The organism is Neisseria sp. HMSC065D04, assembly GCF_001815675.1.
In the GTDB taxonomy this organism is placed as follows: domain Bacteria; phylum Pseudomonadota; class Gammaproteobacteria; order Burkholderiales; family Neisseriaceae; genus Neisseria.
The window spans coordinates 14,413-33,377 of sequence record NZ_KV821473.1; the positions used below are offsets into that span (position 1 = coordinate 14,413).

The 18,965-nt window shown below is 52.0% G+C and carries 18 protein-coding genes and 2 pseudogenes; 9 read left to right on the top strand and 11 right to left on the bottom strand.

Annotated features, from left to right (window positions below; all coding sequences use genetic code 11):
- The first annotated feature begins 39 nt into the window (after positions 1-39).
- On the top strand, positions 40-1,884 hold the full coding sequence (locus HMPREF3050_RS01160; protein WP_070773167.1) for a lytic transglycosylase domain-containing protein: 1,845 nt from the start codon (positions 40-42) through the stop codon (positions 1,882-1,884).
- Positions 1,885-2,205: 321 nt separating this feature from the next.
- Here the strand turns inward: HMPREF3050_RS01160 and accD are convergent, their stop codons facing one another.
- From accD to pmbA, 7 genes are all read right to left on the bottom strand, one after another.
- Positions 2,206-3,081 (bottom strand): acetyl-CoA carboxylase, carboxyltransferase subunit beta, encoded by an 876-nt coding sequence (gene accD, locus HMPREF3050_RS01165; RefSeq protein ID WP_003760907.1) that lies wholly within the window; start codon positions 3,079-3,081, stop codon positions 2,206-2,208.
- 59 nt (positions 3,082-3,140) lie between these two features.
- On the bottom strand, positions 3,141-3,926 hold the full coding sequence (trpA, locus tag HMPREF3050_RS01170) for a tryptophan synthase subunit alpha (RefSeq protein WP_070773168.1): 786 nt from the start codon (positions 3,924-3,926) through the stop codon (positions 3,141-3,143).
- Positions 3,927-4,137: 211 nt separating this feature from the next.
- The gene (locus HMPREF3050_RS01175) at positions 4,138-4,608 is read right to left on the bottom strand and encodes an FxsA family protein (RefSeq protein WP_070773169.1); all 471 of its coding nucleotides are present in this window, start codon (positions 4,606-4,608) and stop codon (positions 4,138-4,140) included.
- Positions 4,609-4,848: 240 nt separating this feature from the next.
- Positions 4,849-5,382, bottom strand: a complete 534-nt coding sequence (locus HMPREF3050_RS01180; RefSeq protein ID WP_168166250.1) for a glutathione peroxidase — start codon at positions 5,380-5,382, stop codon at positions 4,849-4,851.
- Between the two features lie 73 nt (positions 5,383-5,455).
- On the bottom strand, positions 5,456-5,857 hold the full coding sequence (locus HMPREF3050_RS01185; RefSeq protein WP_070773170.1) for an ankyrin repeat domain-containing protein: 402 nt from the start codon (positions 5,855-5,857) through the stop codon (positions 5,456-5,458).
- A gap of 147 nt (positions 5,858-6,004) precedes the next feature.
- A complete protein-coding gene (gene rpsO / locus HMPREF3050_RS01190) occupies positions 6,005-6,274 on the bottom strand; it encodes a 30S ribosomal protein S15 (RefSeq protein WP_003760895.1) in 270 nt (89 codons plus the stop codon).
- A gap of 203 nt (positions 6,275-6,477) precedes the next feature.
- Positions 6,478-7,809 carry a metalloprotease PmbA gene (gene pmbA / locus HMPREF3050_RS01195; protein ID WP_070773171.1) on the bottom strand — a complete coding sequence of 444 codons (1,332 nt, stop codon included), beginning with the start codon at positions 7,807-7,809 and terminating at the stop codon, positions 6,478-6,480.
- A 52-nt stretch (positions 7,810-7,861) separates the two neighbouring features.
- Between pmbA and HMPREF3050_RS14745 the strand changes: the two are divergent.
- The 6 genes and pseudogenes from HMPREF3050_RS14745 to HMPREF3050_RS01215 all read left to right on the top strand — a co-directional run.
- A pseudogene (locus HMPREF3050_RS14745) lies at positions 7,862-7,990 on the top strand (IS5/IS1182 family transposase); the annotation flags it as partial.
- 97 nt (positions 7,991-8,087) lie between these two features.
- A complete protein-coding gene (yjgA, locus tag HMPREF3050_RS01200) occupies positions 8,088-8,618 on the top strand; it encodes a ribosome biogenesis factor YjgA (protein ID WP_070773172.1) in 531 nt (176 codons plus the stop codon).
- A 162-nt stretch (positions 8,619-8,780) separates the two neighbouring features.
- Positions 8,781-9,485, top strand: a complete 705-nt coding sequence (locus tag HMPREF3050_RS01205) for a hypothetical protein (RefSeq protein ID WP_070773173.1) — start codon at positions 8,781-8,783, stop codon at positions 9,483-9,485.
- Between the two features lie 68 nt (positions 9,486-9,553).
- A complete protein-coding gene (recJ, locus tag HMPREF3050_RS01210) occupies positions 9,554-11,254 on the top strand; it encodes a single-stranded-DNA-specific exonuclease RecJ (protein WP_070773174.1) in 1,701 nt (566 codons plus the stop codon).
- 10 nt (positions 11,255-11,264) lie between these two features.
- Positions 11,265-11,330 (top strand): annotated as a pseudogene (locus tag HMPREF3050_RS14750) (transposase); the annotation flags it as partial.
- Positions 11,331-11,820: 490 nt separating this feature from the next.
- Positions 11,821-12,702: a carbohydrate kinase family protein gene (locus HMPREF3050_RS01215; protein ID WP_070773175.1), complete on the top strand. Its 882-nt coding sequence runs from the start codon at positions 11,821-11,823 to the stop codon at positions 12,700-12,702.
- A 129-nt stretch (positions 12,703-12,831) separates the two neighbouring features.
- On the opposite strand, the gene HMPREF3050_RS01220 is transcribed toward HMPREF3050_RS01215, so the two are convergent.
- The 4 genes from HMPREF3050_RS01220 to yajC all read right to left on the bottom strand — a co-directional run bounded on the left by HMPREF3050_RS01220 (position 12,832) and on the right by yajC (position 16,838).
- Positions 12,832-13,389 carry a nitroreductase family protein gene (locus HMPREF3050_RS01220; protein WP_070773176.1) on the bottom strand — a complete coding sequence of 186 codons (558 nt, stop codon included), beginning with the start codon at positions 13,387-13,389 and terminating at the stop codon, positions 12,832-12,834.
- 314 nt (positions 13,390-13,703) lie between these two features.
- Complete coding sequence (secF, locus tag HMPREF3050_RS01225; protein ID WP_070773177.1) at positions 13,704-14,639, bottom strand: protein translocase subunit SecF; 936 nt, start codon at positions 14,637-14,639, stop codon at positions 13,704-13,706.
- Between the two features lie 3 nt (positions 14,640-14,642).
- Positions 14,643-16,496, bottom strand: a complete 1,854-nt coding sequence (gene secD, locus HMPREF3050_RS01230; RefSeq protein WP_070773178.1) for a protein translocase subunit SecD — start codon at positions 16,494-16,496, stop codon at positions 14,643-14,645.
- A 75-nt stretch (positions 16,497-16,571) separates the two neighbouring features.
- Positions 16,572-16,838: a preprotein translocase subunit YajC gene (yajC, locus tag HMPREF3050_RS01235; RefSeq protein WP_019270848.1), complete on the bottom strand. Its 267-nt coding sequence runs from the start codon at positions 16,836-16,838 to the stop codon at positions 16,572-16,574.
- Between the two features lie 231 nt (positions 16,839-17,069).
- Here yajC and HMPREF3050_RS01240 point away from each other — a divergent pair, with 231 nt between their 5' ends.
- Entirely contained in the window at positions 17,070-18,170 is a 1,101-nt protein-coding gene (locus tag HMPREF3050_RS01240) for a histone deacetylase family protein (protein WP_070773179.1), read from the top strand.
- Positions 18,171-18,364: 194 nt separating this feature from the next.
- A complete protein-coding gene (locus tag HMPREF3050_RS01245) occupies positions 18,365-18,874 on the top strand; it encodes a DUF4189 domain-containing protein (RefSeq protein ID WP_094112901.1) in 510 nt (169 codons plus the stop codon).
- The last annotated feature ends 91 nt before the right edge of the window (positions 18,875-18,965 follow it).

Here is an 18,965-nt window from a genome sequence, read left to right on the forward strand (position 1 = left end):
ATACGGTTCTAATTGATTCTAATAAAGATACGGCAAGTAATGAACGCACAACGCATATTTTCCCTCTCACTCAGCCTGATTGCCGCAGCCGTCTTGTCGGCGTGCGTCTCTGAAAACGACACCTCATCCAAAGAGCCTGCCTCTTCCCTGACCGAACCGGCCTCCATCCCCGCCCGCCGCGCGGAAGGCGAATCCAAAGTATTGTCCGATTACGGCCAATATCAAGGCGCGCTGGACGCTGCCAAACGCGGCGACGATATGTGGGTGCAACAATTCTTGGCGCAGGCGGGCGACAGCGCGATGGCTGAAAACGTCCGCAACGAATGGCTCAAAAGCCTCGGCGCGCGTGGACAATGGGATGTGTTCCGCCAAGAAAACAAAAAGCTGAATGCGGCGGGCCGGGTACAGGAAGTGCAATGCTATGCTGAACTGAGCAGCGGCAGCTACAACATGGCGGCAGAGCTTGTGCGCGTTACGAACAAGCTGCCCGCAGGCTGTACCCGCCTGGTCGAAAGCGCGGCATCGGCAGGTCGTCTGAACAGCAACGACGCATGGCGTCGCGTACGCGGATTGTTGAGCAACAGCCAAACCAGCGACGCACGCAGCTTGGCAGCCGCCTTAGGCAGCCCGTTTGAAGGCGGCTCGCAAGGTGCGCGCGAATACAGCCTTTTGAACGTCATCGGCAAAGACGCGCGCAAATCCTCCTCCGCAGCCTCCACGCTGTCCGGCATAGAATCCGGCTTGAGCCGCGAACAAAGCAGCTTCGCATGGGGCGTATTGGGACTCTACCAAGCGCAAAATCAAAACATGCAGACCGCGTTGAGCTACTACAACCGCGTTTCCGACCGCAAACAACTGACCGACGAGCAGTTTGAATGGTACGCCCGCGCCGCCCTGCGCCTGCAACGCTGGAACGAATTGTCCGGCATCATCCAACAAATGCCCGACAACCTGCAAAAAGACCCGACTTGGCAATACTGGCTGGGCCGCAGCTACGCCGCACAAGGCAACCAAAGCCATGCTAAAGAAATGTACGAAAAAGCCGCCGCAAGCGGACGTAATTTCTACGCCGTCTTAGCAGGTGAAGAACTCGGCCGCCGCGTCAATACCAAAAACAACGTTTCCGACGCCGATAAAAAAGACGTCCGCCGCATGGCAGACGACGGCGCCATCAAACGCGCGCTGGTTCTGTTTAAAAACAGCCAAAGCAGCAACGATGCCAAAATGCGCCGTCAGGCGCAGGCAGAATGGCGTTTCGCCACCCGCGACTTCAACGAGGACAACCTCCTGACTGCCGCGCAAGTCGCCTTTGAAAACCAGTTCTACGACATGGCGATCAACAGCGCCGACCGGACCGAGCGCAAACTCAACTACAACCTGCGCTACCTCTCTCCGTTTAAAGAGACCACCGTCCGCTACGCCTCGCAAGCAGGCATCGATCCCGCTTGGGTTTACGGTCTGATCCGCCAAGAAAGCCGCTTCGTCATGGGCGCGCAATCTAGCGTCGGCGCGCAAGGCCTGATGCAGGTTATGCCTGCCACCGCCCGCGAAATCGCCGGCAAAATCGGCATGAGCAGCAGCGAACTCTACACCATGGACGGCAACATCCGCATGGGTACATGGTATATGGCAGATGCCAAACGCCGCCTGCAAAACAACGAAGTGATGGCAACCGCAGGCTACAACGCCGGCCCCGGCCGCGCCCGCAACTGGCAGGCTTCTACGCCTCTGGAAGGCGCGATTTACGCCGAAACCATCCCCTTCACCGAAACGCGCGACTACGTCAAAAAAGTCATGACCAACGCGACCTTCTACGCATCCCTGTTCAACGAGCCGCAAACCTCGCTGAAACAGCGTATGGGAACCGTTCCGGGTCGTTACTGATTGACGCGGCTGCATCCGATCAGATTGTTTGACAGATACGGAAGCCAAACTTGAAAAGGTCGTCTGAAAGTATGTTTTCAGACGACCTTTTTTAGTGTGGATGATGGCAAAAAAACAACGAATCAACCGATTCATCTTCATCGCCATCCCGCGCTCTTTTCAATAAACTGGTTGCGCTACCTGCCCCAATCCACTATATCTGTTACTTGCTGCCGTGTATCTAACGTTCAGCCACTGAGTGGGAACACTTTACAAAAAGGTCGTCTGAAAACCGAAAAATCAGTTTTCAGACGACCTTTGTTTAGCTCAAACCTTCCTAGTTTAAGCAGCGTTGACTTTGTCTTCGCGGCGCAGCAGGGTAATCAGGTCGCTGATGCGCTGTTTCATGCTGCGACGGTCGACGATTTGGTCGATAGCGCCTTTCTCCAGCAGGAACTCTGCGCGTTGGAAGCCTTCGGGCAAGGTTTCACGGACGGTTTGTTCGATAACGCGCGGACCGGCAAAGCCGATAAGGGCGTTGGGTTCGGCAAGCACGACATCGCCGAGGAAGGCGAAACTGGCGGATACGCCGCCCATGGTCGGGTCGGTCAGGACGGAGATGAACGGCAGGTGTTTTTCAGTCAGAAGATGCAATGCCGCGCTGGTTTTGGTCATCTGCATCAATGAGTTGACACCTTCCTGCATCCGCGCACCGCCCGATGCGGCAACGCAGATGAAAGAGCAGTTGTCGGCTACGGCGCGGCGCACGCCTTGGACGAAGCGTTCGCCGACGACGGAACCCATAGAGCCGCCGATAAAGCGGAATTCGAAGGCGGCAATCACGACGGGCAGGCCGTTCATAAAGCCTTTCATCACGACCAACGCATCATCTTCGCCGGTGGCTTTGCGCGCTGCGGCCAAGCGTTCGGGATATTTTTTGCTGTCTTTGAATTTCAGCGGGTCGGTCGGTTTGATATTGGCGGCGATTTCTTCGCGGCCTTCCTCGTCCAAAAGCAAATTGAGGCGTTCGCGCGCGGAAAGCGGGTTGTGATGGTTACATTTCGGGCAAACTTGGTCGTTTTGCTGAAGTTCGGTTGAGTAGATGGTTGCCGAGCAGGAAGGGCATTTGTGCCACAGGCCTTCGGGAACGTTGGACGAGCCTTCGCTTTTGCTGCGGTTTTTGATTTTGGGCGGTAGGATTTTGTCTAACCAACTCATGGATGACTCCTTGGAATTCGGGATTCAGACGACCTTTGCGTGTGTTTTCGGAAAAGGCCTTAACGGATTGCGTCTTTTAATTCTTTTACCAACGCGCCGACGGCTTCTGCTTCGCGGCCTGCGTTATTTTCAATTTCTTTGACGATGCGGCTGCCGACGATGACGGCATCGGCAACGGTGCCGATTTTGCGCGCGCTTTCGGCGTTGCTGATGCCGAAGCCGACGCCGATCGGGATGTCGATATACTTGCGCAAAAGCTCTATTTTACGCGAAACTTCTTCGGTATCCAAACTTGCCGCGCCGGTAACGCCTTTGAGCGAAACGTAATAGACAAAGCCGCCTGCAACGCGGGCGATGGTTTGGATACGCTCTTCGGTCGTGGTCGGGGCAATCAGGAAGATGCAGTCGATGCCGCGCGATTTGAGTTCGTCGTGCAACGGGGTGATGGTTTCGACAGGGGAATCGACGGTCAGCACGCCGTCCACACCCGCTTCGGCAGCCGCTTGGGCAAATGCCTGATAACCCATTTTATGAATCGGGTTCAGATAACCCATCAGGACGACGGGCGTGTGGCCGTTTGTTTCGCGGAAGCGGCGTACGATGTTCAATACGTCGTTGAGGGAAACTTTGTTTGCCAACGCACGCTCGGCGGCGCGCTGGATGGTCGGACCGTCCGCCATCGGGTCGGAAAAGGGAACGCCCAATTCCAGGATGTCGGCGCCGTTTTCAACCAAACTGTGCATCAGCGCAAGCGTGGTATCGAGATCGGGATCGCCTACGGTAATATAGGGAATCAGGGCTTTTGCGCCGTCAAGTGCGGCAAAGGTTTGCTGGATTCTGCTCATCTTGATTTCTCGTTTCCGTAACGGCTGTTTCAAGCCGGTTTTCATCGACAATAAGTTGGCAAGTATAGCATTGACTGTCTGTTTCGGGCGAAACTGCATGACATTTTCAGTCATTTTTTCATATAGATAAAAGGTCGTCTGAAAATCTTTTCAGACGACCTTTCCAAAACCGGGCAGTCGGAATGCTGCCGCCATGCCGATTTTCCACCGTTTAATCGCGTTTGTGTTCGATATAGTCTTGGTGTTTGGTTTGCGGATCGGCGCGGGTCACCGTGTATTCGCCTTCGATGATATCGCCGTCATCTTCACCACGGCGCGTAAAGGCTTGCTGACGAAAAGACTGCGTATTCATTTGAGCCGCAGGCCGACCCTTAATCGGCAAAAGCAGCAGCAAGGCGATAATGGTGGACACAAAGCCCGGACTGAGCAGCAAAATCCCAGCGACGGTATAACGTATCGGCCACAGCATCTGATACATGGAAATATTGTCCCCGCTGCGGATGGCCGCACCCGCCAGCAAAATGCCGGACAGCCCCGTATGGCGCAGCATCATCGTGCCGCCGATAAAGCTGACTATCATCAGCAGGAAAGCGAATCCGCCGCCCAGCCAATCCGCCACCCAAACGATGGACATAATTTCCAAAAACAATAACACTAAAAAACCCACACCGAAATACTGCATCTTTGCTCCTTTAAATTCCGAACCCGCTTCATGCCGCTCAAGTCGGCGCGTTTAGCCGCAATTTCAATCTATCTTATTGAATCTTATTGGATATCTCAAACCGATATTTTACACTTCCCGAATAACCGGTTTCCCTTAACATAAAGATAATGCGCCCTACTTTCAAGGCGCGCGAATGTGAAAAACCGTAAGGTTTCGGCACGTTTTTTCAGACAAGGTCGTCTGAAACGGTATGCGCCCTTACAGCAACTTCTTGATATCATTTTCTATTTCTTCCGGCGTTACGCTGGGCGCAAACCGTGCCGCCACTTCGCCTTGCCGATTAATCAGGAATTTGGTGAAGTTCCAGCGGATATCGCCCGCCTGATGCTTACTGCCCCATGCCGCCAGCCGCAACACCGCTTCTTTCAACATATGCCCGCCCCTATCCTTCGGCTGTTGTGCCTTCAAATAAATATAAAGCGGCGATGCGGATGCGCCGTTGACATCGATTTTGTCAAAAATTTTGAATGCAGTACCAAACTTCGTCTGACAGACGGAAGCAATTTCCCGACTGCTCTCCGGCGCCTGTCCGCGAAATTGGTTGCACGGAAAATCCAATATCTCCAAACCTTGCTCGTTGTAACGTTCATAAAGCTGCTGCAATGCCGTATATTGCGGCGTCAATCCTCAGCGCGTCGCGGTGTTGACAATCAGCAGCACCTTTCCTCGGTAAACACTCAGGGAAACCTGATCGCCTTGGGCATCGTTTAAGGTGAAGTCGTAAATATTCATATTGTCCATTCAAAAGGTCAGGGAAAACAAATCGAGTCAGGCAAACACCGGCTGAAATTTCGAGCCGTATGTTTCATTTTGATTGATGATTTTTATAGTATTTCAACAATGCCATCATTTCTTTTGCCTTCTTTTTCCCATGCCGCTCGTCAGTGACATAATCCGCTGCCTTATTGCCTAATTCATTTTTGATGTTCGGGTTGGCACCGTTTGCCAAAAGTATTTCAAGTATTGCCACATTGCCGTTGAAGCAGGCATTTTGAACAGGCGTAAAACCCATTTCCCCCTGTTTGTTGACGTCCGCGCCATTTTGAATCAGCAATAAAACATCTTCGCGGGCTTGGTTGATGACCGCCAAATTCAGCAAGGTTTCATCCATCAAACCCAAATCATGTACGGAGGCGATACAGGGGCGCGAGGAGAAAGCCACGTTATTTTGGTATTTGGCGAACAGATTGGTCAGTTTTTGATCCATGATTTATCCTGAAACGATGAGGCTTAAGAGACGGATATGTTTTCAGACGACCTTTTTCAGACGACCCCGACAAACCTGCCCTATTGTTTATCGTCAGCCCATATGAAAAAACACCGCTTTCGCAAGCGGTGTCCGGTAAAGCAGCAATTATTTGCGCAGACCCAAGCGGGTGATCAGGTTGCGGTATGTATCAGGTTGAGTACGGCGCAAGTAAGACAACAGACGGCGACGTTGGCTGACCATTTTCAACAGGCCGCGACGGCTGTGGTGGTCTTTAGGGTTGGTTTTGAAGTGGGGAGTCAGGTCGTTGATACGGAAAGTCAACAGAGCGACTTGTACTTCAGAAGAACCGGTATCGCCTTCTTTACGTTGGAAATCTTTAACAATTTGTGCTTTTTGTTCTACGGTCAATGCCATGATGGATAACTCCGAAAAATAAAAGAACCGTCATTCGGTTCGGACAAGTTTGACGAGCAGGAAACCCGTTCAAACTCCTGAAGTCTTTTTGTAAAGACGGGCGGATTATGCCACAGATTGTCCGGTTTTGCACGACTAAATCCTGTCTTCAGGCAGTGTTTCGCCGAGACTGTGGCTTTCAGACGACCCGCCCGCCCTAAAACCTACTCCCCCGCCACGGTCATGCTCTCAATCAGTACCGAACCGATTTTGTTGGAAGAGCGGCGCAGCGCGTCGTTGGCAGTGCCGACGATGCCGAGGTACATATCCTGCAAGCGGCCGGCGATGGTGATTTCTTGGACGGGGTGGCTGATGACGCCGTTTTCCACCCAAAAACCCGCCGCGCCGCGCGAATAGTCGCCCGTGATGGTGTTCACACCCTGCCCCATCAGTTCGGTAACCAACAATCCCGTGCCCATTTCTTTCAGCAGGTCGGACTGCGTTTCGTGCGTATGGTTCAAATAAAGGTTGTGCGCGCCGCCGGCGTTGCCCGTGGTCTGCATACCGAGTTTTCTCGCGCTGTAACTGCTGAGGAAATAGCCTTCGACAATGCCGTCGCGGATGACGAAACGCGGCTGCGTGGCGACGCCCTCGGAGTCGAAATAGGTGCTGCCGAAGGCGCGGGGGATGTGCGGCTCTTCGCGCAGGCTGAGGAAGTCGGGCAGGACTTTTCTGCCTATGCTGTCAATCAGGAAACTGCTTTGGCGGTAGAGCGCGCCGCCGCTGAGTGCGCCGACGAGGTGTCCGATAAGCCCGCCTGCGACGGTGGTATCGAAGAGGACGGGATAGCTGCCTGTCGGGATGCTGCGGCTGTTCAGACGACGTAAGGTACGCTCGGCGGCGGTTTTGCCGATTTGCTCGGGGCTGTCCATGTCTTGATGGCGGCAGGCAGCGTCGTACCAGTAGTCGCGCTGCATGCCATTTTCGTCGGCGGCGACGATGCTGCACGAAATGCTGTGGCGCGTGCCTTGTTGGTGGGCGGTGAAGCCGTGGGTGTTGCCGTAAACGTATTGGTAATGTCCGGTCTGAACGCCTGCGCCTTCGGAGTTTTCGATGCGTTCATCCGCGCTCAGGGCAGCTTGTTCGCATTGTTTTGCCAACTCGACGGCGGCTTCCGTGCTTAAATCCCATTCGTGGTAACGGTCGAGGTCGCCGACGTGTTGCGCCATCAGTGAAGCATCTGCCAGACCTGCGCAATCGTCTTCGGCGGTATAGCGGGCGATGTCGATGGCGGCTTTGACGGTGTCTTGCAGGGCTTTTTCGGAGAAGTCGGCGGTGCTGGCGCGGCCTTTGCGTTTGCCGACGTACACGGTAATATCCAGCGATTTGTCTTGCTGGAATTCGATTTGTTCGATTTCGCCCAGCCGTACGCTGACGCTTTGTCCGATGGATTCGCTAAAGTCGGCTTCGGCAGCAGCCGCGCCCATGTTTTTTGCCAAATCCAAGGCGTGCCCGCATAAGCCGGTCAGCTCGGAGGCGGTGTGGTTGAACAGCATAAAAGGTTTCCTGACAGAGGTTTGCGGCATTTTAACCGTTTTCAGACGACCTCGGCAAAAATACCGCCGCAGAAGATATAGTGGATTAAATTTAAATCAGGACAAGGCGGAAGCCGCAGATACAGTACAAATAGTACGGCAAGGCGAGGCAACGCCGTACTGGTTTAAATTTAATCCACTATAAGAGATCGTCTGAAAACGCCGTTTCAACAGGGCGTTGACGTGAAACCTGCCCGAACGTGCTAAAATACCCGAAACAAAATTAAAGGTTTATCAAAATGTTTGAAAACGAAGACGAATGGGTCAGCAAAACCCAAATGAAAAAGCAGATGAACGATTTGCAGGCTTTGGGCATGGAGTTGACCAAACTCTCGACCGATACGCTGAAAAAAATCGGCTTGGACGAGGACTTGTACGAAGCCGTCGTTACCTACAAAAAAATCACGTCCAACGGCGCGCTCAAACGCCAAAGCCAATTCATCGGCAGGCTCATGCGAGACACCGACCCCGCGCCCATCGAAGCCTTCCTCGCCAAACTACGCGGCGAAAATACCGCCCACAACGCCTTCTTGCAACGCGTCGAACAAGCCCGCACGCGCCTCTTGGCGGACGACAACGCAATCACCCAATTCATGGCGGACTTCCCCCATGCCGACGCAGGCAAATTGCGCACCTTAATCCGCAACACGAAAAAAGAGCAGGAACAAAACAAACCGCCGAAAAACTTCCGCGCCCTCTTCCAAGAAATCAAATCCATCATGGAAGGCGGTCAGAGCGATTCGGAAGAAACGCAGGATTGGGCAGAATAAATATCGGGGTCGTCTGAAAACGGGGTTGGGGGTTCTGTAAATCCCACCGCCCCGTTTTCAGACGACCTTTTCAAATTTCATATAATCTTATTAAAATATACCGTCATTTTTCAGACATCCCTTTAACAATAAAACAAACCGACCTTTTCAAGGACTACACTTATGAAACTTCGCCTTACCCTCACTGCCCTCCTCGCCTTATCATTAAACGGCTGTATGACTCAAGAAATGTGGGAAGAGGATAAAAAAGTAGAAAAAATCACTTTTCATCCGATTACTTCCGACCAAGTACATTCTTTCGGTATCGTCAACAAAGACAATGACCAACTTGAAAAAGGCAGCATCGTCATGATGGGCGAAAAATACTGGTTCGTCATTAATGCCAAAGATTCAAAAGACCTGACGCCCATCCTCAATGTCAAACTCGACAAAAAATTCCAAATTGCCGATGCCAAAAAATACAAAAAAGACCTCAAAGCCTTGCCTGTTGTGGTGAACAATGAAAAAGAAGCCGATTTCACCACCGATTTCTGCCTACGCTACGACACTCAAAAAGCTGATGAAATCGCCAAACTGAAAAACCTGTCATTTGAAACCGGCAAAGGTAGAAATAACACTGTCTACCACCGCTGTGTTCACGCCAAAGGCAAATACTACGCCACCCCGAAAAACCTGCCCGCCGACTACAAATTTGAACAAAGCATTCCTGTCTCCATCGGCTATACCACTTCTCGCGTATACACCAGTCCGGGGAAAGTAATAGGCACTATTTTGATGACGCCACTGACGCTCACTATTGACGCACTTACCCCAGTATTGTTCATTCCTGCCATGATGATAGGCGGCGGCTTTACCCCAAGCTTTTAATAAACCCGTTACGCCCGTTTTCAGACGACCTTTCCGTCCTTGAATACATAAAATATATTCCACACACCATGCCTGTCAAAATCCAAACCCGCCCCGTCAACCAAAACGTCCTCGATGATTTGCTCACCGCCGGCGCCGACCCTTTAATCGCCCGGCTGTGCGCCTCGCGCGACGTGCAGAGTCCCGCCGAATTGGACGACAAACTCGCCGGCCTCCTGCCTTATCAATCGCTGACGAATTGCGAAGCCGCCGCCCGCCGTCTGGCGGATGCCATCGAGCGCAAGGAAAAAATCCTGATTGTCGCCGACTATGATGCCGACGGTGCGACGGCGTGTTCCGTCGGCATGAGCGGCTTGGCGGCGATGGGCGCGGCGGTGGATTTTCTCGTACCCAACCGCTTCGAACACGGCTATGGCTTGACGCCCGAGCTTGCCGAAATCGCCGCCGCGCAAGGCGTGGATTTGCTGATTACGGTCGATAACGGCATTGCCAGCATCGCAGGCGTGGCGCGGGCGCAGGAATTGGGTTTGGACGTGATCGTAACCGACCACCACCTGCCCGCCGAAACCGTACCCGACTGCATCATCGTCAATCCAAACCAAAAAGGCTGCGGCTTCCCCAGCAAAAGTCTGGCGGGCGTGGGTGTGATTTTTTATGTGTTGATGGCGTTGCGTGCCGAATTACGCAGCCGCGATTATTTTTCAGGCGACCTTAAAGAACCGAATCTGGGCGAACTTTTGGATTTGGTCGCGCTCGGCACCGTCGCCGATGTCGTCCCCCTCGACCACAACAACCGTATCCTCGTGTCGCAAGGTTTGAAACGGATGCGTTCCGGCAAAATGCGGCCCGGCATCCGCGCCTTGTTTGAAGTGGCGCGGCGCGACTGGCGCAAAGCGCAGCCTTTTGACATGGGTTTTGCACTCGGTCCGCGCATCAACGCCGCCGGACGGCTGGACGATATGTCGGTCGGCATCGCCTGCCTGTTGGCGCGCGACGACGCAGAAGCGCAGACATTGGCGGCGCAGTTGAACGACCTCAATATCGAACGCCGCGAAATCGAGCAGTCCATGCTGCAAGACGCGCTGAACGCCTTTCCCGAAACCCTGCCTTCGGGTCAGACGACCCTGGTCGCCTACCGCGACGACTTTCATCAAGGCGTGGTCGGCATCGTCGCCAGCCGCCTCAAAGACCGCTTCTACCGCCCGACCATCGTGTTCGCCCCTGCGGACAACGGCGAAGTGCGCGGTTCGGGGCGTTCCATTCCCAACCTGCACCTGCGCGACGCTTTGGATTTGGTGTCCAAACGCCACCCCGATTTGATTTTGAAATTCGGCGGACACGCAATGGCGGCAGGCTTGAGCATACTCGAACACAATATTCCCGCGTTTCAGACCGCCTTTGAAGAAGCCGTGCGCGAAATGGTGTGCGAAGACGATTTGTCGCAAACCTTCATCACCGACGGCAGCCTGAAAGCCTGCGACATCACGTTGGAACAGGCGCAAAACCTCGCCCGCCATGTTTGGGGACAAGGCTTCGCGCCGCCGAGCTTTACCGACGAGTTTCACGTCATCCGCCAGCAGCCTTTGGGCGCGGAGGGCAAACACAAAAAAGTCTGGCTGCAAAAAGACGGCTACGAATTTGAAGCCATGTTCTGGCGGTGCAGCGAAGACATCCCCGAATACATCCGCACGGTTTACCGCCCGGTGGCAAACGAATGGCGCAATCAGATGGAATTGCAGCTTTACATCGATTATTGGGAAGCCGCTTAAGGCTTGCGAAAGATATAGTGGATTAACTTTAAGTCAGGACAAGGCGACGAAGCCGCAGACAGTACAGATAGTACGGAACCGATTCACTTGGTGCTTCAGCACCTTAGAGAATCGTTCTCTTTGAGCTAAGGCGAGGTAACGCCGTCCTGGTTTAAAGTTAATCCACTATAGAAAAGGTCGTCTGAAACCGAAGATCAGGTTTCAGACGACCTTTGTTTTCTAGAAGATTATTGTGCGCCAAATTTCAATACCATCGACAATCAAGAAAACATGCCCGCACAACTTGTATTTAAATTTCAAAAAACCACCTTATCCGAATGATAAAAACCGGCAATCCGAAAGAAAACAAAACCGAAAATCCCCCTTCCACTCAAACACTTTCAACGCAATATTGTGATGAATCAAACTTCCTGACAGATAAACCCGCGATTGCTTGTCAGTCGGTAGATTTTAAAACATAATGCTTACGCGCCTAAGTATTGGAGTTTTACTACAAATACATGATGGGTAAGCCGTACGCAGCGCAGCAGTTCCAACCGATCAACTCAAAGCAAGGAAGGTCTAAAATGAAAGTAACCAGTTTCGGCGAAGTGTTGTGGGACGATTTTCCAAGCGGCAAAGTGTTGGGCGGTGCGCCGCTGAACGTTTTGGTCCGTTTGCAATCCTTCGGGGTCGATACTGCCATCATCAGCCGTCGCGGCGATGATGCCGACGGCGAAGAGCTGCTGCGCCAAATTCAAGCGAAAAACGTCAATACCGACCTGCTGCAAGTGTGCAAAGAATGCGATACCAGCCTTGTCAAAGTCATCTTGGACAAATGCGGCAGCGCGTCATACGAAATCGTATATCCCTGCGCTTGGGACCGCATCGTCGTCGAAGATGCCGCCTTGCAGCGTGTCGCTGAATCCGATGCCTTCGTGTTCGGCAGCCTTGCCGCCCGCGACGAGATTTCCCGTGCGGCTTTAGACAAACTGATGGAAAAAGCCAAATTTAAAATCTTCGACGTCAACCTGCGCAAACCCCACTACGACACCGACCGCCTGCTCACCACCATGAAGCGTGCAGATATGCTCAAACTCAATGACGACGAATTGTACGAACTGTCCGCAATTTACGGCTCGCCCTACCACAGCATCGAACAAAACATCGCCTACCTCAACCGGTTGACCGGCGCACAAACCATCTGCGTCACCTTAGGCGGACACGGCGCAATTTTATACAAAGACGGCGAACTCTACCGCCACTGCGGCTTCCGCATCAAAGTTGCCGATACGGTCGGCTCCGGCGACAGCTTCTTGGCAGGGCTGACCTACAAACTGCTCAACAATGCCGAGCCGCAAGAAGCCATTACCTTCGCCTGCGCACTCGGCGCCCTAGTCGCCTCCAGACACGGCGCGACGCCCGACATTTCCTTACAAGAAATCGAAAGCTTCATGAATCCGGCTTGATGTTTGCCATCAAAGGATGTCACAATAAAAGGTCGTCTGAAAACGGATTTTCTGTTTTCAGACGACCTTTTATATCGCCGATTCACTTTTCAGAATACAGACTCGTGTTAAGCCGATTCTTCAGGCTATTTACCAAACCGTCACGAACTGCTCCAAATCGGTATTTTTTGCGCCACTGCCCGCCTCAGTCGGCGAACCAACCATCATCAGCCCGATGATTTTATCTTTGTCTTCACAACCAAACGCTTCGCGCAAGAGCGGGCTGTTGACCCACATTCCAGTAATCCACACATTGTCAAAGCCTTGCGCAGACGCGGCAAGCTGCAGCCCGTAAGTGGCGCAGCCCGCACTCAACATTTGTTCCCACTCAGGCTTGGGTTTTGCCACTTCGCGGTTGGGCGCAAAAGTCACGCCGATCACCATAGGCGCCATATTGCCGACTTTCTCGGCTTTTTTCATCGCATCATCGCCAAAATTCAATTCAGTAACCGTTTGGTGCAACAATTCGCGGAAACGTTGCAAGCCTGCCTCGCTTTGAATGACGGTAAACCGAAACGGACGCATATTGCCATGGTCGGGAACCTGCGTAGCCGCTTGCAGCATATATTCGAGTTGTTCCGCATTCGGTGCGGGGGCGGTAAGTTTTTTAGACGAGCGACGTGTGGTCAAAAGTTGTAAAGCATCCATATTTTATCTTTCAATTCATTTGAAACAACGGAATCCATCTTATTAAACAGGATTCCTTGTGAAACCATCAAAACGATACAGGCTATATTCGGAAAATACTGCAACAGACGGTGCAAACCGATTGGCTAATACTTAACGCTTTTGCAAGCCATTTTCTTCAGCCCGGCACAGAGTAAAGCCGTACCTGCTCAAAACGAACCCTCTATATAGCACAAAGCCGGTTTGAATGCCATGCTTGATGGCGAAACAAAAAGGTCGTCTGAAAACCTGTTGCCAAGTTTTCAGACGACCCCTTTAAATCGCAATCATAACCATCAGACCACGACTTCTTCTTTTTTCTTCACTTCCTTCGCGATATTGTCGCGGCTCAGACCAAACATCAGCAAGAGCGGGCTGGCGACCAAGACTGAAGAGTAAATACCGAACACGATGCCGATGGTCAATGCCATTGAGAAACCGTGCAACGCTGCGCCGCCGAACACCAGCATGGAAACGACCATTGCCTCGGTCGAGCCGTGGGTGATGATGGTACGGCTCATGGTGGCGGTAATCGCATTATCGATGACTTGCGGAACGGTGTGTCCGCGCATACTCGGTTTACGGAAGTTTTCGCGGATACGGTCGAAGACGACGACGGATTCGTTTACGGAATAGCCCAATACGGCAAGGATACCCGCCAACACGGTCAGTGAAAATTCCCATTGGAAGAAGGCGAAGCAGCCCAAAATAATCACGATGTCGTGCATATTCGCGATGATGGCGGATACGGCGAAACGCCATTCAAAGCGCATCGACAGGTAAACGATGATACCTGCTACGACAAAGCCCAATGCCATCAGACCGTTGGTCACCAGCTCTTCGCCGACCTGCGGACCGATAAATTCGACTTGGCGCAGGGTAACGTCAGGCTGCTCTTTTTTCAGCAATTCCATAACCTGATTGGAAAGCTGCGCGGAAGTTACGCCTTCTTTGTTGGGCAGGCGGATCATGATGTGTTTGTTCGTACCCAACGCCTGAACTTGGACATCGCCCATTTTCAGGGTATCGAGTTTTTCACGGGTTTTGTTGACGTCCACGCCCTGCTGATATTGCACTTCCATCACGGTACCGCCGGTAAATTCGACGGAGAAGTTCAAACCTTTGGTGATGAGGAAGAATACGGCGGCAATGAAGGTTACCAACGAAATAAAGGTCGTCAGTTTGCCGTAGCTCATAAACGGGATGTCGCGTTTGATTTTAAAGAGTTCCATGTCTTACTCCTTGCCAGCCGCTGTTTCGGCTTTGGGTTTCCATACTGCACCGATGGAAATGTTCTGCAATTTGCGGCGGCGTCCGTACCAAAGATTCACTAAGGCGCGGAAGACGACGACGGATGAGTACATCGAAGTCAGGATACCCAGACAGTGTACGACGGCAAAACCGCGGACCGGGCCGGAACCGAATACCAAGAGGGCGATACCGGCAATCAGCGAGGTCAGGTTGGAGTCGACGATGGTTGCCCATGCGTGTTGGAAACCGAGGTTGATTGCCTGTTGCGGCGGCACGCCTTCGCGCAACTCTTCGCGGATACGTTCGTTAATCAATACGTTGGAGTCAATTGCCATACCCAGCGTCAACGCCAATGCGGCAATACCGGGCAGCGTCAGCGTTGCCTGCATGGCAGACAAAATACCGACCAAGAACAAAATATTGGTACTTAGGGCAATGGTAGAGAAAAAGCCCATCAGGCGGTAGTAAACCACCATAAACAAGGCAACGGCGGCAAAGCCCCACAAGGTAGAATTGAAACCTTTTTCAATGTTTTCTTTACCCAAAGACGGGCCGATGGTGCGCTCTTCCACGATTTGCATCGGTGCAGCGAGCGAACCGGCACGCAGCAACAAAGAGGTATCATTGGCTTCCGCCTGCGTCATGCTGCCGGAAATTTCCACGCGTCCGCCGGTAATAGCGGAACGGATAACCGGTGCGGTAACCACTTCGGATTTGCCTTGGTCAATCAACACCATCGCCATGCGTTTGCCGACGTTGGCGGCGGTCAATTCGCCGAAAATACTGCCGCCTGCGCTATCCAAGCTCAGGCTGACGGCAGGTGCGCCCATTTGGTCGAAACTGGGTTGCGCGTCATTGATATTGTCGCCTGTCAATTCAACCTGTTTGTTAATCAGCAAGGTTTCAGGATGATCGCCACCACTGGACAACAGCTCGAAACCGCTCGGAACATTGCCTTCCAAAGCCTCGCGCACTTTGACAGGGTCGTCTTCCACCATGCGCACTTCCAAAGTTGCGGTACGGCCGATAATGTCTTTTGCTTTGGCAGTATCTTGTACACCCGGCAACTGCACAACGATGCGGTCGAGGCCGGATTGCTGGATGACAGGCTCAGCCACGCCCAACTCATTGACGCGATTATGCAAAGTAGTGATGTTTTGTTTCACCGCATCGGAACGTACTTTGTTAATCGCTTCTTCGGATAATGTCAGCGTGATGTTATTGCCGTCGGCGTTCAAATTTGCCTCAGGGAAAAGCTGACGCAGCTTAGGCATGGCTTTTTGTACGTCAGCAGCGTCCTGCATCGGGACAACCAAACCGTTTTCAATCTGACGGATGGTACCGGTACGGATTTTTTCGCGGCGCATTTCGCGGCGGATGTCGCCCGAATAACGTTCAAACGTTTTCTGCATCGCGGCTTTCATGTCCACTTGCATGGTGAAATGCACGCCGCCGCGCAAGTCCAAGCCCAAGAACATCGGATTAGCCCCGATTTTAGCCATCCATTCGGGGCTGTCCGCCAACAAGTTGAGCGCGGTGATATAGCCATCGCCCAAAGTGTTTTCGATAACATCGCGGGCTTTAAGCTGCGTTTCGGTATCTTTGAAACGCACTTTCAGCGAGTTGTTCGCAATAAATATCCCGTCAGTCTGAATACCTGCCTGTTTCAGCGCGGCATCGACTTTAGACTGGGTCTGTTCGTTGATAATGATGGCTTGTCGGTTGGTTGATACCTGCACTGCGGGCGTTTCACCGAAAAGGTTGGGCAGCGAATACACTACGGCAACCAAAATCGTGCACGCAATCAGCAGGTATTTCCATAAAGGATAACGGTTCATGGTAAACCTTCGATTTATTATGAAGACAAACAGCCGCGCTCAGCTTTCCGAGGCGGCTCTTGGCAAAAATACGGATTACTCGGCTTTGGCGGCAATCGCGTTACGTTCCACTTCGACTTCGATTTTTGCACCTTGACCGATGTCCACAGTGAAAAACTGTTCGCCGACTTTGGTAACGCGGCCTTTGAAACCTGCTGCCAAAACAACCTTATCGCCGACTTTCAAAGCAGCAAGCATGGCTTGGTGTGCTTTGAATTTCTTTTGTTGAGGACGCATGATCAGGAAGTAGAACACCACCATAATCAGCACTAAAGGGGCAAATTGGGCCACAGTTTGATTCATAATTTGTCCGTTTTCTAAGAGATTAAAATTAAGTAAAACACCGCTTGCGGCAGAAAAAAGCATTGGTACGACCGCAAAATTAAGCTATTCTAAAGGTCGTCTGAAAAATTTCCAAGCCTTTCCCTATTTATTAACCATATTTATCATGTCAGGTCGTCTGAAAATGAATTTTCAACGACATTTAAAACCTGATTCCTTCCTACCAACGACAAGCTCCGCGCCCTTTTCCTCATGAAAAAACTCATTCGACGACTGCGTACGCGCCTACGCCGCCTCTTGGGTAAAAATGCGCGTACGGTCTGGATTTCTCATCCCGTTTTTGCGCAACACCAACCCGGCACAGATCATCCCGACTCGCCCGAACGCACTGCCGTTATCGAGGCGGAGCTCAAACGTCAGGATATTTGGCGGCATCTTCAAACTGCCGAAGCCGAAGAAATCAGCGATACCCGCCTCGCCTTGGTTCACCCGCGCAAATATCTGCGCTCGCTCGAAGCCTGCCAGCCCCAAGCGGACAAAATCTACCGTCTCGACGGCGACACCGTCATGAGTCATGGTTCGCTCAAAGCTGCCCGTCACGCCGCAGGTGCTGTCGTTCAGGCGGTGGACATGGTAATGAATAAGAAAGCATGGCACGCCTTTTGCGCCGTCCGCCCACCCGGACACCATGCACACAGCGATAAAGCCGGCGGTTTCTGCCTATTAAACAATGTCGCAACAGGTGTCATGCATGCCATCGCCGAATATCGACTCCAACGCATCGCCGTCATCGACTTTGACGTCCATTACGGCGACGGCACAGCGGAAATCTTCAAAGACGATCCGCGCGTCCTGTTTATGAACCTTTTTGAAACCGACCTCTTCCCATTTCCCAAAACCAACCATTCCGCCAGCGGCGCCAATATGTTGCATCTGCCTTTCGCATCCAATACCGGCAGCCGCGTTTTCCGCACCACCGTACGCGAGCAATGGCTGCACAAACTGACCGCATTCAAACCCGAACTGGTCTTACTGTCCGCAGGTTTCGACGGACACAAACAAGACGAAACAGGTCGTCTGAATCTGCACGAAGCCGATTTCGCCTGGTTGACACACAAAATCATCCAAGCCGCATCAAGCTGCCCCGGCAAAATCGTCTCCGTACTGGAAGGCGGCTACACACTCGAACCTTTGGCAAAATCCGCCGCAGCCCATATCGGCGTCTTAGCAGGACTACCCAAAGCAGGCTATGTCGCCGCTTATCAAAAGCATTTGAAACGCGGTGGACAGAAGAAAGAAAATACTGCCCCTGCAAGCCAAATAGGTCGTCTGAAAACAGAAAACAGGTTTTAACTTGCTATTTCCGCATTAAAATATAGTGGATTAAATTTAAATCAGGACAAGGCGGAAGCCGCAGATACAGTACAGATAGTACGGAACCGATTCACTACCTTAGAGAATCGTTCTCTTTGAGCTAAGGCGAGGTAACGCCGTCCTGTTTTAAAGTTAATCCACTAATTTTCAAAAAATAAAAGATTGGACTGATAATGAAAAAATTGCTTTTTGTATTATTGGGACTGGCGAGCCTTAATGTGTATGCTGCTGACCCAACCTATGATGCAACCAGAGGCGCATTGCAAAATAATTCGGCATTGTGTGCGTATGGTTACAATCCCAACTGTGCGTCATCTCGTCAGCATCAACGAAAGCAACCTACGGAAATTGTTAATATCGATGTCCCTTCAAAATACGGTGCATGGGCAGCCAATCCTAAAACAGGTATATCAGGTGGCGCACTCGAAATGGATTCACTTGCGGCTGCCAAAAGACAAGCTATTAAAACCTGTGAAGAAGGTGGAAAAAATAAACCGTGTAAAGTTTTGGCTTGGGTTCGGAATGGCTGTCTCGCCGTTGCCCAAGCAAAAGATGGTACACTTTTTTTCGGATCAACTGAGCCTGGTCTTGCTGAAGCCGAAGCCCTAAGAAAATGTCAAAAACATGGAGCTTCACAATGCAGAATTATTGCTCCCGAAGGCTGCTCAATGCCAAAATACTGACATCATCAGTATGATTCAAGGTCGTCTGAACCTCTTTCAGCCGCAAGGTTCCGATTTCGGCTTTTATAGTGGATTAACTTTAAACCAGTAC

Excerpts from the sequence above, each read along its gene's own strand:
- HMPREF3050_RS01160 (WP_070773167.1), top strand. The coding sequence starts at position 40 with ATGAACGCACAACGCATATTTTCCCTCTCACTCAGCCTGATTGCCGCA.
- accD (WP_003760907.1), bottom strand. The coding sequence starts at position 3,081 with ATGAGTTGGTTAGACAAAATCCTACCGCCCAAAATCAAAAACCGCAGC.
- trpA (WP_070773168.1), bottom strand. The coding sequence starts at position 3,926 with ATGAGCAGAATCCAGCAAACCTTTGCCGCACTTGACGGCGCAAAAGCC.
- HMPREF3050_RS01175 (WP_070773169.1), bottom strand. The coding sequence starts at position 4,608 with ATGCAGTATTTCGGTGTGGGTTTTTTAGTGTTATTGTTTTTGGAAATT.
- HMPREF3050_RS01185 (WP_070773170.1), bottom strand. The coding sequence starts at position 5,857 with ATGGATCAAAAACTGACCAATCTGTTCGCCAAATACCAAAATAACGTG.
- rpsO (WP_003760895.1), bottom strand. The coding sequence starts at position 6,274 with ATGGCATTGACCGTAGAACAAAAAGCACAAATTGTTAAAGATTTCCAA.
- pmbA (WP_070773171.1), bottom strand. The coding sequence starts at position 7,809 with ATGCTGTTCAACCACACCGCCTCCGAGCTGACCGGCTTATGCGGGCAC.
- yjgA (WP_070773172.1), top strand. The coding sequence starts at position 8,088 with ATGTTTGAAAACGAAGACGAATGGGTCAGCAAAACCCAAATGAAAAAG.
- HMPREF3050_RS01205 (WP_070773173.1), top strand. The coding sequence starts at position 8,781 with ATGAAACTTCGCCTTACCCTCACTGCCCTCCTCGCCTTATCATTAAAC.
- recJ (WP_070773174.1), top strand. The coding sequence starts at position 9,554 with ATGCCTGTCAAAATCCAAACCCGCCCCGTCAACCAAAACGTCCTCGAT.
- HMPREF3050_RS01215 (WP_070773175.1), top strand. The coding sequence starts at position 11,821 with ATGAAAGTAACCAGTTTCGGCGAAGTGTTGTGGGACGATTTTCCAAGC.
- HMPREF3050_RS01220 (WP_070773176.1), bottom strand. The coding sequence starts at position 13,389 with ATGGATGCTTTACAACTTTTGACCACACGTCGCTCGTCTAAAAAACTT.
- secF (WP_070773177.1), bottom strand. The coding sequence starts at position 14,639 with ATGGAACTCTTTAAAATCAAACGCGACATCCCGTTTATGAGCTACGGC.
- secD (WP_070773178.1), bottom strand. The coding sequence starts at position 16,496 with ATGAACCGTTATCCTTTATGGAAATACCTGCTGATTGCGTGCACGATT.
- yajC (WP_019270848.1), bottom strand. The coding sequence starts at position 16,838 with ATGAATCAAACTGTGGCCCAATTTGCCCCTTTAGTGCTGATTATGGTG.
- HMPREF3050_RS01240 (WP_070773179.1), top strand. The coding sequence starts at position 17,070 with ATGAAAAAACTCATTCGACGACTGCGTACGCGCCTACGCCGCCTCTTG.
- HMPREF3050_RS01245 (WP_094112901.1), top strand. The coding sequence starts at position 18,365 with ATGAAAAAATTGCTTTTTGTATTATTGGGACTGGCGAGCCTTAATGTG.